At 58.2% G+C, this 11140-nt stretch carries 12 protein-coding genes; 9 read left to right on the forward strand and 3 right to left on the reverse strand.

The features are described 5' to 3' along the window. Positions 1-64: 64 nt before the first annotated feature. Positions 65-796 (reverse strand): HugZ family pyridoxamine 5'-phosphate oxidase, encoded by a 732-nt coding sequence (locus JFU37_RS28600; protein ID WP_201120481.1) that lies wholly within the window; start codon positions 794-796, stop codon positions 65-67. Positions 797-960: 164 nt separating this feature from the next. Here JFU37_RS28600 and JFU37_RS28605 point away from each other — a divergent pair, with 164 nt between their 5' ends. After that, the gene (locus JFU37_RS28605; RefSeq protein ID WP_201120482.1) at positions 961-1719 is read left to right on the forward strand and encodes an SDR family oxidoreductase; all 759 of its coding nucleotides are present in this window, start codon (positions 961-963) and stop codon (positions 1717-1719) included. A gap of 128 nt (positions 1720-1847) precedes the next feature. Here the strand turns inward: JFU37_RS28605 and apbC are convergent, their stop codons facing one another. After that, positions 1848-2942 carry an iron-sulfur cluster carrier protein ApbC gene (gene apbC, locus JFU37_RS28610; RefSeq protein ID WP_201120483.1) on the reverse strand — a complete coding sequence of 365 codons (1095 nt, stop codon included), beginning with the start codon at positions 2940-2942 and terminating at the stop codon, positions 1848-1850. 245 nt (positions 2943-3187) lie between these two features. On the opposite strand from apbC, the gene metG reads away from it, so the two are divergent. The 8 genes from metG (at position 3188) to JFU37_RS28650 (ending at position 10096) form a co-directional block, all read left to right on the forward strand. After that, complete coding sequence (metG, locus tag JFU37_RS28615) at positions 3188-5239, forward strand: methionine--tRNA ligase (RefSeq protein ID WP_201120484.1); 2052 nt, start codon at positions 3188-3190, stop codon at positions 5237-5239. A 241-nt stretch (positions 5240-5480) separates the two neighbouring features. Further along, positions 5481-6050: an electron transport complex protein RnfA gene (locus JFU37_RS28620; RefSeq protein ID WP_201120485.1), complete on the forward strand. Its 570-nt coding sequence runs from the start codon at positions 5481-5483 to the stop codon at positions 6048-6050. Then, positions 6047-7060: an electron transport complex subunit RsxB gene (gene rsxB, locus JFU37_RS28625; protein WP_201120486.1), complete on the forward strand. Its 1014-nt coding sequence runs from the start codon at positions 6047-6049 to the stop codon at positions 7058-7060. Before JFU37_RS28620 ends, rsxB begins: the two co-directional genes overlap by 4 nt. Continuing rightward, positions 7047-8039: an RnfABCDGE type electron transport complex subunit D gene (locus JFU37_RS28630; RefSeq protein WP_201120487.1), complete on the forward strand. Its 993-nt coding sequence runs from the start codon at positions 7047-7049 to the stop codon at positions 8037-8039. Before rsxB ends, JFU37_RS28630 begins: the two co-directional genes overlap by 14 nt. Next, on the forward strand, positions 8036-8647 hold the full coding sequence (locus JFU37_RS28635; RefSeq protein ID WP_201120488.1) for an RnfABCDGE type electron transport complex subunit G: 612 nt from the start codon (positions 8036-8038) through the stop codon (positions 8645-8647). Before JFU37_RS28630 ends, JFU37_RS28635 begins: the two co-directional genes overlap by 4 nt. After that, positions 8640-9146 (forward strand): Rnf-Nqr domain containing protein, encoded by a 507-nt coding sequence (locus JFU37_RS28640; protein ID WP_201120489.1) that lies wholly within the window; start codon positions 8640-8642, stop codon positions 9144-9146. The genes JFU37_RS28635 and JFU37_RS28640 overlap by 8 nt, the downstream gene beginning before the upstream one ends. A 25-nt stretch (positions 9147-9171) precedes the next feature. Next, entirely contained in the window at positions 9172-9810 is a 639-nt protein-coding gene (gene nth, locus JFU37_RS28645) for an endonuclease III (RefSeq protein ID WP_201120490.1), read from the forward strand. 106 nt (positions 9811-9916) lie between these two features. Next, on the forward strand, positions 9917-10096 hold the full coding sequence (locus JFU37_RS28650) for a PA3496 family putative envelope integrity protein (protein WP_007898493.1): 180 nt from the start codon (positions 9917-9919) through the stop codon (positions 10094-10096). A 56-nt stretch (positions 10097-10152) separates the two neighbouring features. Here the strand turns inward: JFU37_RS28650 and JFU37_RS28655 are convergent, their stop codons facing one another. Then, positions 10153-10779 carry a response regulator transcription factor gene (locus JFU37_RS28655; RefSeq protein ID WP_201120491.1) on the reverse strand — a complete coding sequence of 209 codons (627 nt, stop codon included), beginning with the start codon at positions 10777-10779 and terminating at the stop codon, positions 10153-10155. Positions 10780-11140 lie beyond the last annotated feature (361 nt).

An 11140-nucleotide genomic window follows, 5' to 3' on the forward strand; every position in this document is an offset into this window, starting at 1 on the left:
AATGGTTCCTCAACGCAAGAATGCCTTGCCAGTCTTCCCTAGATGACGTCGCCGATTCGTGAATTCAAGCATCGGCCACTTCATTTCTCGGCCAATGCTCGGCGTGGGCCAGGAAAATCAAGGCTTCCCGAACTTGTGTCGGCGTATTACAAGGCGCTTGAAACGGCAGCCAATACAGAACCTGACCAATGCGCAGGTGCATGCCTTCAGTGTCGATACCGGCCAATTGTGCCGGCTCGGTCATCGGCAAACCTGCCAGCGCCACGTAATGCGCAATGGCTTTGGCGTGATCGGCATTCATGTGCTCGACCATGCTCACTTCGGTTTTGCCGGCAAACGGATTAGCCAGCGTCAGCTGATCAACCCAGTGGATCGCGCCGAAGCCGCCGATGTAACGGTGGCGCACGGGTTTGAGCACCCAAAAATCAAAATCGTGGGCCTTGTGGTAGCTCTGCGAATCCGGGAAATAGCGGTAGTAACGCTCGGCCGCTGCTTCGATGGCGGCCTCGTCCTCGAGCTTTTCCGCTTCGGCCAGGTAGGTCAGCCGACCAACGGCTTGCACATCTTCAGCCCCACGCTCGCCCACAAACAGTGAGCATTTCGGGTCTTTCTGCAGGTTATGCGTGTGCTGGGCGATACGGCTGATCAGGATCAGCGGCCGGCCCTGCTCATCCAGGCAGTACGGAACCACGGAGCCAAACGGGAAACCGGGCATGGCCTTGGAGTGAGTCGACAACACGCCACGGTATTCCTTGAGAAGCAATTCTCGGGCATTCTTGGCCGCTTCAACGCTCAATTTATGACTCCTTCTATAGAATCCGTCGAAAAAACGGACAGGTGACTGGGGATACGTTCCAGTGCGCCATCAGGGCAGTTCTCATGTGCAGCCAAGCCACATCAGGTGCAGATCGAGAGGCCCTCTTAAAGGAAACCACTCTGACCTCCTATTGGGGCATGCGAATGCAACTCACTGACAAAGTAATCATTATCACTGGCGGTTGCCAGGGTTTAGGCCGTTCCATGGCCGAGTATTTCGCAGGCAAAGGCGCGAAGCTGGCGCTGGTGGACTTGAACCAGGAAAAGCTCGACGAGGCCGTCGCCGCGTGCAAAGCCAAGGGCGCTGAGGCTCGCGCCTATCTGTGTAACGTCGCCAATGAAGAGCAAGTGACGCACATGGTCGCTCAGGTTGCCGAAGATTTCGGCGCGATCCATGGCCTGATCAACAATGCCGGAATCCTGCGTGATGGCCTGCTGTTGAAGGTCAAGGACGGCGAGATGACGAAGATGAGCCTGGCCCAATGGCAGGCGGTGATCGACGTCAACCTGACCGGCGTGTTCCTGTGTACCCGTGAAGTCGCGGCGAAAATGGTCGAGCTGAAAAACAGCGGTGCGATCATCAATATCTCCTCGATCTCCCGAGCCGGCAACGTCGGCCAGACCAACTACTCCGCCGCCAAGGCCGGTGTCGCTGCGGCGACCGTGACCTGGGCCAAGGAACTGGCGCGTTACGGTATTCGCGTGGCGGGCATTGCACCGGGCTTTATCGAAACCGAAATGACGTTGGGCATGAAGCCGGAAGCGCTGGAGAAAATGACGTCCGGGATTCCGCTCAAGCGCATGGGCAAGCCGGAAGAGATCGCCCATTCGGCGGCGTACATTTTCGAGAACGACTACTACACCGGTCGGATTCTGGAAATGGATGGCGGGTTGCGGATCTAAGGGCCCCAAAAACAACTGTAGGAGCGAGCTTGCTCGCGATGAACTCGACGGCGGCGCATTTTTTCAGAAAGCATGCGTTATCGTTTACGTCCATCGCGAGCAAGCTCGCTCCTACAGGGGGGATCTATTTAATCGTCGCTGATGGTGATATTCGGCATCGCCGGTGTCGCCGCTTCCTGCAACACGATTCGCGCGCCAACATGACGGGCGAGTTCCTGGTACACCATCGCAATCTGGCTGTCGGGCTCGGCGATCACCGTTGGCTTGCCGCCATCGGCCTGCTCGCGAATGACCATCGACAGCGGCAATGAAGCCAGCAGTTCGACGCCGTACTGGTTGGCCAGCTTGACACCACCGCCCTCACCGAACAGATGCTCGGCATGCCCGCAGTTCGAACAGATGTGCACCGCCATGTTTTCCACCACGCCCAGCACCGGGATGTTGACCTTGCGGAACATCTCTACGCCTTTGCGTGCATCCAGCAGTGCCAGGTCTTGCGGAGTGGTGACGATGACGGCGCCGGCCACCGGGACTTTCTGCGCCAGGGTCAGCTGGATGTCACCGGTGCCTGGCGGCATGTCGATGACCAGGTAATCCAGATCGCCCCACGCGGTTTGTGTCACCAGTTGCAACAGTGCCCCGGACACCATAGGCCCGCGCCAGACCATTGGCGTGTTGTCGTCGGTCAGGAACGCCATGGACATGACTTCGACGCCATGGGACTCGATCGGCACGAACCACTTCTGGTCCTTGACCTTTGGTCGGGTGCCTTCAGGGATGCCAAACATGATGCCCTGGCTCGGACCGTAGATGTCTGCGTCGAGAATCCCGACCTTGGCGCCTTCACGCGCCAACGCCAACGCCAGGTTGGCGGCGGTGGTGGATTTGCCCACGCCACCCTTGCCGGACGCCACGGCCACGACGTTTTTCACGTTGGCCAGGCCTGGAATCTGCGCCTGAGCCTTGTGCGCGGCGATCACGCTGGTGATCTCGACGCGAGCGGTGGTGACACCGTCCAGCCCTTCGATGGCCATTTGCAGCATCTGTGACCAGCCACTTTTGAACAGGCCGGCAGCGTAGCCCAACTCCAGCTGGACGCTGACGCGATCGCCCTGGATGTCGATGTTGCGCACGCACCCGGCGCTGACCGGGTCCTGGTTCAGATAAGGGTCGGTGTATTGGCGAAGGACGGCTTCCACCGCTGCGCGATTGACGGCGCTCATGGGCAACTCCGATAACAAGACTGGAAAATCAGGCGGGTATCGTACCTGTTCTGATCGTTCGGCGGGATGCCGCTAAAAGATCGCAGCCTTCGGCAGCGCCCACAGGCGCGTAGGAGCTGCCGAAGGCTGCGATCTTTTAACGGCGCCGCCGGTTCGATCATCGGAGGAAACAACCTCACTGGGTGAAAAATATGCGCCAGCGCTTTATAGTGGCCGACCTCCGTTTCATCAAGTAGCCGAGCCCCATGTCCGAGCCACGCAAGATCCTCGTCACCAGCGCCCTGCCCTATGCCAATGGTTCGATCCACCTCGGCCATATGCTGGAATATATCCAGACCGATATGTGGGTGCGCTTCCAGAAGCACCGCGGCAATCAATGCATTTATGTCTGCGCCGACGACGCCCACGGTTCGGCCATCATGCTGCGCGCGGAAAAGGAAGGCATCACCCCGGAACAACTGATCGCCAACGTCCAGGCTGAACACAGCGCCGACTTTGCCGAGTTCCTGGTGGACTTCGACAACTTCCACTCCACTCACGCCGAAGAAAACCGTGAGCTGTCGAGCCATATCTACCTGAAGCTGCGCGACGCCGGGCACATCGCCCAGCGCTCGATCACTCAGTACTTCGACCCGGAAAAGAAAATGTTCCTGGCCGACCGCTTCATCAAGGGCACTTGCCCGAAATGCGGCACCGAAGACCAGTACGGCGACAACTGCGAAAAATGCGGTGCGACCTACGCACCGACCGACCTGAAGGATCCGAAGTCGGCGATCTCTGGCGCCACTCCGGTGCTCAAGGATTCCCAGCACTTCTTCTTCAAGCTGCCGGACTTCCAGGAAATGCTGCAGGCCTGGACCCGCAGCGGCACCCTGCAAGACGCGGTCGCCAACAAGATCGCCGAATGGCTGGACGCCGGCCTGCAGCAGTGGGACATCTCTCGCGATGCGCCGTACTTCGGTTTCGAGATCCCTGACGAGCCGGGCAAGTACTTTTACGTCTGGCTGGATGCGCCGATCGGCTACATGGCGAGCTTCAAGAACCTCTGCGACCGCACGCCGGAGCTGGATTTCGACGCGTTCTGGGGCAAGGATTCCACCGCCGAGCTGTACCATTTCATCGGCAAGGACATCGTCAACTTCCATGCCCTGTTCTGGCCAGCCATGCTCGAAGGCGCCGGTTTCCGCAAACCAACCGGCATCAACGTGCACGGCTACCTGACCGTCAACGGTCAGAAAATGTCCAAGTCCCGCGGCACCTTCATCAAGGCCCGGACCTACCTGGATCACCTATCGCCGGAATACCTGCGCTACTACTACGCGGCCAAGCTGAGCCGTGGCGTCGACGACCTGGACCTGAACCTCGAAGACTTCGTACAAAAGGTCAACTCCGACCTGGTGGGCAAAGTCGTCAACATTGCCAGCCGTTGCGCCGGTTTCATCCACAAAGGCAACGCCGGCGTCCTGGTGGCCGGTAACGCCGCGCCAGAACTGACCGACGCGTTCCTCGCTGCAGCGCCGAGCATCTGCGACGCCTACGAGGCTCGCGACTTCGCCCGCGCGATGCGCGAAATCATGGGCCTGGCCGACCGCGCCAACGCCTGGATCGCCGACAAGGCGCCGTGGTCGCTGAACAAACAAGAAGGCAAGCAAGACGAAGTCCAGGCCATCTGCGCCTTGGGCATCAACCTGTTCCGCCAACTGGTGATCTTCCTCAAGCCGGTGCTGCCACTGCTGGCCGCCGACGCCGAGGCGTTCCTGAACGTCGCGCCGCTGACCTGGAACGATCACGCAACGCTGCTCAGCAACCATCAGCTGAACGAGTTCAAACCGTTGATGACCCGTATCGACCCGGTGAAAGTGCAAGCCATGACCGATGCTTCGAAAGAAGACCTGACCGCAAGCGCAACCGACACCGGCGATGCTGCACCTGCCGGCAACGGCGAACTGGCCAAGGATCCGCTGTCGCCAGAAATCGAGTTCGATGCATTTGCCGCTGTCGACCTGCGCGTCGCTCTGATCCTTAAGGCCGAACATGTGGAAGGTGCCGACAAACTGCTGCGCCTGACCCTGGACATCGGTGACGAGCAACGTAACGTGTTCTCCGGGATCAAGAGCGCTTATCCGGATCCATCCAAGCTCAATGGTCGTCTGACCATGATGATCGCCAACCTCAAGCCACGGAAAATGAAGTTCGGCATATCCGAAGGCATGGTGATGGCGGCGGGCCCTGGCGGTGAAGAAATCTACCTGCTCAGCCCCGACAGCGGCGCCAAGCCAGGTCAGCGGATCAAGTAATCTTCTGCGGTAAACCGATCCCACAGTCGCGCCCGGCGCGACTGTGGGATTTTCATGTCTGGCCCATACTCTCCCTGTAGGAGCTGCCGAAGGCTGCGATCTTTTGATCTTTTGATCTTTTGATCTTTTGATCTTTTGATCGTAAAAAAAAGATCAAAAGATCGCAGCCTTCGGCAGCTCCTACAGGGTTATTCAGCAGCCATTACGATGTGTGGGTAAGGACGCTTCAGGCAAACAGATCATGACCGAGATTATTCTGACGCTTATCAGCGCTGCCCTTATCAACAACTTCGTGTTGCACTGGCCGCTGGGCGTCGATCCGCTACTGAGCGCCGAGCGCCGTCAGGTTCATGCGCTGGGCATTGCAACGACGTGTCTGATGCTGATCGTCGGCATGCTCGGCTATGCGCTCTACCACTGGCTGCTGGTGCCACTGGAGCTGACTTCGCTGCGTCTGTTCGTAGTTCTGCCGCTGAGCGTGTTGTTGATCGCGCCGTTGCTGACGTTACTGTCGACGGTATTTTCGACGCTTTCATTCGAAGGGCTCTGGCCGCTGCTTCTCGGCAATGCCGGCGTGCTCGGGCTGACGCTGATCAATGTTCAGGACGACAACGGGTTTTTCCACGCCACGGCCCTGAGTCTTGGCGCGGGGCTGGGTTTCTGGCTGGTACTGAGTCTGTTCAGCGACTTGCGCCAGCGCACCGTCGATAACGATGTCCCCCTGCCCTTTCGCGGCCTGCCGATTGACCTGATCGGCGCCGGTCTGATCGCAGTGGCCTTTCTCGGATTCAGCGGACTGATCAAAACATGAGTCTGATTCAACGCATCGACGCCCTCCTGCCGCAGACCCAATGCGGCAAGTGCGGCCATCCCGGATGCAAGCCCTACGCCGAAGGCATCGCCAACGGCGAGCCGATCAACAAGTGCCCACCGGGCGGCAGCGAAACCATTTCGGCCCTGGCCGATTTGCTGAAGGTGCCGGTGCTGGAGCTGGATGTGAGTCGCGGTTCGGCCCCGGCGCAGATCGCCTATATTCGTGAAGCGGAGTGCATTGGTTGCACCAAATGCATTCAGGCCTGCCCGGTGGACGCCATCGTCGGCGCGGCCAAATTGATGCACACCATCATCGTCGATGAATGCACCGGTTGCGACCTCTGCGTGGCGCCCTGTCCGGTGGATTGCATCGAGATGCGTCCGTTGCCACTGGCCACGGTACTGCCGATCGTCGGCGGTTTGGCCTTCAGCCTTGAGGAACAGCGGGCCCGCGCGGCCAAACGCAATCACGCGCGCCGTCGTTTCGAGCAACGCAACGCAAGGCTGCAACGTGAGGAAGAACAGAAACTCGCGGAACGTCAGGCTCGTGCGCAGCGCACAGTGCCGCAGCCCAGTGACGCGCCCTACCTTGATCCGGTTCAAGCCGCACTTGAACGGGTGCGTGCTCAGAAAGCAGCCACTGCCGATGCGGCGTTGAAAAAAGCCAAGATCGATCTGGCCATGAGCCGGGCGCAATTGAACAAGTCGCTCAAGGCCTTCGGGCATCCGCCGACGTTTGAACAGCAGTCGCAACTGATCGTCCTGCAACAGCAGTTCGAGGCTGCCGAGCAAGCGTTGGCGACATTGGAAAACAGTGCACCACCTGCATCGGCGCCCGTGGCCCCGGCAAAAAATGCGGAGCTAAATCGGGCGAAAATTCAACTGGCGATGCGCCGCGCAGCGCTTAAAAAAGCTCAAGCCAGCGAAGCGCCAGCTGAACAAATCGAAGCATTGGAAGAAGCAGTGAGCGAAGCCGAGCGTCAGGTGGATGCTTATGGCACCCCTTGAATCGGTCGACGAACGCCTTCAGCAGGCCATGAAGCTGGTGTTGCTGGCCACTGTGCCGGGGATGTTGGTGTTGTTCGGGTTATATGGTTGGGGGGTATTGATCAACCTGATCCTGGCGGGTGTGACCGCACTGGCTGTTGAAGCGGCCGTGTTGCAGTTGCGCAAGCGACCGCTCAAACCCACCTTGAGCGACGTTAGCGCCCTGGTCAGTGCGACGCTACTGGCGCTGGCCCTTCCGCCTTATTGCCCGTGGTGGCTGACCGTCAGCGCGGCGGCGTTCGCAATGGTGTTCGGCAAGCACCTGTATGGCGGCGTCGGCAAGAACCCTTTCAACCCGGCAATGCTCGGTTTCGCCCTGGTGCTGGTGACGTTTCCTCAACAAATGACCCATTGGCCGTCGTCCCATGGCATGGACCTGTTGGGTGGTTTGCAACAGGTATTCGGTTTCAGCCTCAGTGAGTCCCCGGATGCCTGGGTCCAGGCCACGGCACTGGACAGCCTGCGGATCAACAAAAGCCTGACCATGGACGAACTCTTCGCCGGCAACCCGGCGTTCGGTCACTTCGGCGGCCGTGGCGTGGAATGGGTCAACCTGGCGTTTCTGGCCGGGGGCGCATTTCTCCTGCAACAGCGCATATTCACGTGGCATGCGCCGGTAGGCATGCTCGCCAGCCTGTTCATCATCAGCCTGCTGTGCTGGAACGGCTCGGGTTCCGACTCTCATGGCTCGCCGCTGTTTCACCTGCTCAGCGGCGCGAGCATGCTCGGAGCATTCTTCATTGTCACGGAGCCGGTGTCTGGCGCTAGAAGCCCCGGCGCCCGGCTTTTGTTTGGGGCGGGAGTGGGGCTGCTGACCTATTTGATTCGCACTTGGGGCGGCTACCCGGACGGTGTGGCCTTTGCAGTGTTGCTGATGAACCTCTGTGTGCCGGCGCTGGACCGGTTCGTCGCCTCCAGGCAAGAGCGGAGTGCGCCATGAACCGAACGTCAAGCATTGTCACGCTGGTGTTGCTGGCAAGCGTGGGAGTTGGAACGACCTACCTCGTGCAACACGCCATCGCGCCGCACATCGCCGCCGAACAACGCCTGATCGACAGTCGCAACCTGCTGGACCTGCTGCCCTCGGACAGTTACGACAATCAACCGCTGGAACAGCCGCTCAACCTCGACAGCAGCGCATTGGCCAACAGCACACTGCTCATCGGCTACCGCGCAACCAAGGCCGGCCAGCCCAGCGCCGTGTTGTTGCGCAGCCAGACCCTGGGCTATGCAGGCTCCATCGACTTGCTGATCGCCATCGACATCAACGGCAAGCTGCTGGGCGTCAAAACCCTTAAGCAATCGGAAACGCCTGGGTTGGGCGGTAAAATCGCCGAGTGGCCCAATAGCTGGCTTCAGGTTTTTTCCGGCAAGTCCCGAAACGAACCTGGCGACAGTGGCTGGGCTTTGAAAAAGGATCAGGGTCAATTCGATCAGATCGCGGGCGCGACCATGACTTCAAGAGCGGTGATCAACGCCATTCATGACGCGTTGCGCTACTTCGACGAGCACCGGCAACAACTGATCGGGAGCAGTCTCCATGAATAAGCCATCGACTCTGCAAAATTCGCTGATGCTGACGCCGCTGATCGGTGCTACCGACTCTTGGGTGACCGCGCTGGGCCTGTGGCTGATGTTTATTGTGGTGATCAGTGCCTTTGGCGTGAGCATGGGCGCCTTGCGATCCCGGGTTGTCCCGGCAACACACCTGTTGGCCGGGGTGCTGCTGGCGGCTGCTCTGACCAGCTGCGCGGAACTCGCCGCGCAAGCCTGGTCGCTGCAAGGTCACCGGCACTTGGGGATCTATGCAGGATTGATCGCCCTGCAATGCGTAGTGCTGGAACACACCGGGTTTTTCCAAAGCGCATGGCGTGACCGCCTGCGCTTGTGTGGCGTGTTCGGCGCATTGCTGGTGGGCATGGGCCTGCTACGCGAACTCCTCGGCGGTAGCTTTCACTTGGCTGCCCTGGCCCCTGGCGGATTCATTTTGCTGGGCCTGCTCATCGCCGCCTGGCAGGCCTGGCCCCGCCCGACCACTCCACACTGAACGCTTTCGAGGAAATGCACTGCCTATGAATGCCGCAAAACGTCTGGAAATTTTCCGCAGGTTTCACGAAGACAACCCGGAACCAAAGACCGAACTGGCCTATTCCTCGCCGTTCGAATTGCTGATTGCCGTGATTCTCTCGGCGCAGTCGACCGACGTCGGCGTCAACAAAGCCACCGCCAAACTCTATCCGGTGGCCAACACGCCAGCGGCGATTTATGCACTCGGCGTCGAAGGACTGTCGGAGTACATCAAGACCATTGGCCTGTTCAACAGCAAAGCCAAAAACGTGATCGAGACGTGCCGCTTGCTGGTGGAGCGTCACGCAGGCGAAGTGCCGCAGACCCGCGAAGAGCTGGAAGCGCTGCCCGGCGTCGGTCGCAAGACCGCCAACGTGGTGCTCAATACCGCTTTCCGTCAGCTGACCATGGCCGTCGACACGCATATCTTCAGGGTCAGCAACCGCACCGGCATTGCGCCAGGCAAGAATGTGGTCGAGGTTGAGAAAAAACTGATGAAGTTCGTGCCCAAGGAATACCTGCTCGATTCACATCACTGGTTGATCCTCCACGGACGCTATGTTTGCCTGGCCCGCAAGCCTCGCTGCGGCAGTTGCCGGATCGAAGACTTGTGCGAATACAAGCAAAAGACCTCGGACGATTGAGGCACTATTAAGATTATTGATATATCGATTGAAAAAATCTTTTTTACCCGCGGGGAGATTGTCGATATAAGGGGCGCCAAAGGCAGTCTAAGCCTGGAGTTAACCTATGAGCACTGGCAAAGAGCAATTGGACGTAGAAGACGACTTCACCCCCGTTGAGGCCGATGACGCTGAACCGGTGGTTGAAGTGGCGAAGACCAACCTGAGCAAACGCCGTACCATCGACAATCTGCTGGAGGAGCGCCGACTGCAAAAGCAATTGGCCGATTACGATTTTGATCTATGACACCTAAAAGCCTCCCGAAACGGAGGCTTTTTACTAAGTGCCAAATACTGACGCAATTACACCAGACCATTGCGTTGAGCCAACTCGATCAGGTCGACCAAGGAACGAGCATTGAGTTTCAACAACAGGCGAGTCTTGTAAGTACTGACGGTTTTATTGCTCAGGAACATTCCATCGGCAATCTCCTTGTTCGTCTTGCCTCGCGCCAACTGTTGCAAGACCATCATTTCCCGTCCCGACAGACGATCCACCATATCGGCTTCACTGGCATTACCCAGACTGGAGCGTACGGTATGCAAGGCTTGGTTCGGAAAGTAACTGTAGCCTGACAATACGGCCTTGATTGCGCTCAGCAATTCAGTGAGATCCTGCTGTTTGCAGACATATCCCGCCGCACCCGACTGCATGCAACGCATGGAAAAATGCCCCGGCGCCTGGGAAGTCAATATCAGCACTTTCATAGGCATCGCGGCCGATGTCAGACGCGCAATAACTTCCAGGCCATCCAGTTTCGGTATCCCAATATCGAGGATGACAATATCCGGCATATATTCACGCGCCAGTTGCAATGCATCCACGCCATTATCTGTTTCTGCAATAACCTCGTAGCCATGACGCTCCATTAGCATACGTACCGCAAGACGAATGACGGGGTGATCATCCACGATCAGCACTTTATTCATGGGCAAGTCCAATTTCGCTGTTCGAATTTTTAGAGCCCGCACAATAGCCTAGTCGTTTCGCCCCTGGCATGCCGCCCCCCCCGGCCACCCACACCGAGAGACATTCCCTACAAACAACACGGATTCTTCCTACAAAAATTCTTCGAAAACACGGTATTTGAAACTTTTTCAGACTGACGGTATTTCTCTTTTCATTAGTTTTTTGTATCAACTTACGACCAAAAAACCCAACAACACGACTTGGCTGCGGTAATTCGACAAGCGTAAATTATAGAATCACCCTTAAAAGTAACCGATATTTACCAAATCAACCTCTATACCAGAAATATCACACATCAATTATCCACTTACGCTTACAGCA

The sequence above is a fragment of the Pseudomonas sp. TH41 genome, from assembly GCF_016650695.1.
Taxonomy (GTDB): domain Bacteria; phylum Pseudomonadota; class Gammaproteobacteria; order Pseudomonadales; family Pseudomonadaceae; genus Aquipseudomonas.

Coding starts and splice junctions, on each gene's coding strand:
- JFU37_RS28605 (WP_201120482.1), top strand. CDS start 961: ATGCAACTCACTGACAAAGTAATCATTATCACTGGCGGTTGCCAGGGT.
- apbC (WP_201120483.1), bottom strand. CDS start 2,942: ATGAGCGCCGTCAATCGCGCAGCGGTGGAAGCCGTCCTTCGCCAATAC.
- metG (WP_201120484.1), top strand. CDS start 3,188: ATGTCCGAGCCACGCAAGATCCTCGTCACCAGCGCCCTGCCCTATGCC.
- JFU37_RS28620 (WP_201120485.1), top strand. CDS start 5,481: ATGACCGAGATTATTCTGACGCTTATCAGCGCTGCCCTTATCAACAAC.
- rsxB (WP_201120486.1), top strand. CDS start 6,047: ATGAGTCTGATTCAACGCATCGACGCCCTCCTGCCGCAGACCCAATGC.
- JFU37_RS28630 (WP_201120487.1), top strand. CDS start 7,047: ATGGCACCCCTTGAATCGGTCGACGAACGCCTTCAGCAGGCCATGAAG.
- JFU37_RS28635 (WP_201120488.1), top strand. CDS start 8,036: ATGAACCGAACGTCAAGCATTGTCACGCTGGTGTTGCTGGCAAGCGTG.
- JFU37_RS28640 (WP_201120489.1), top strand. CDS start 8,640: ATGAATAAGCCATCGACTCTGCAAAATTCGCTGATGCTGACGCCGCTG.
- nth (WP_201120490.1), top strand. CDS start 9,172: ATGAATGCCGCAAAACGTCTGGAAATTTTCCGCAGGTTTCACGAAGAC.
- JFU37_RS28650 (WP_007898493.1), top strand. CDS start 9,917: ATGAGCACTGGCAAAGAGCAATTGGACGTAGAAGACGACTTCACCCCC.
- JFU37_RS28655 (WP_201120491.1), bottom strand. CDS start 10,779: ATGAATAAAGTGCTGATCGTGGATGATCACCCCGTCATTCGTCTTGCG.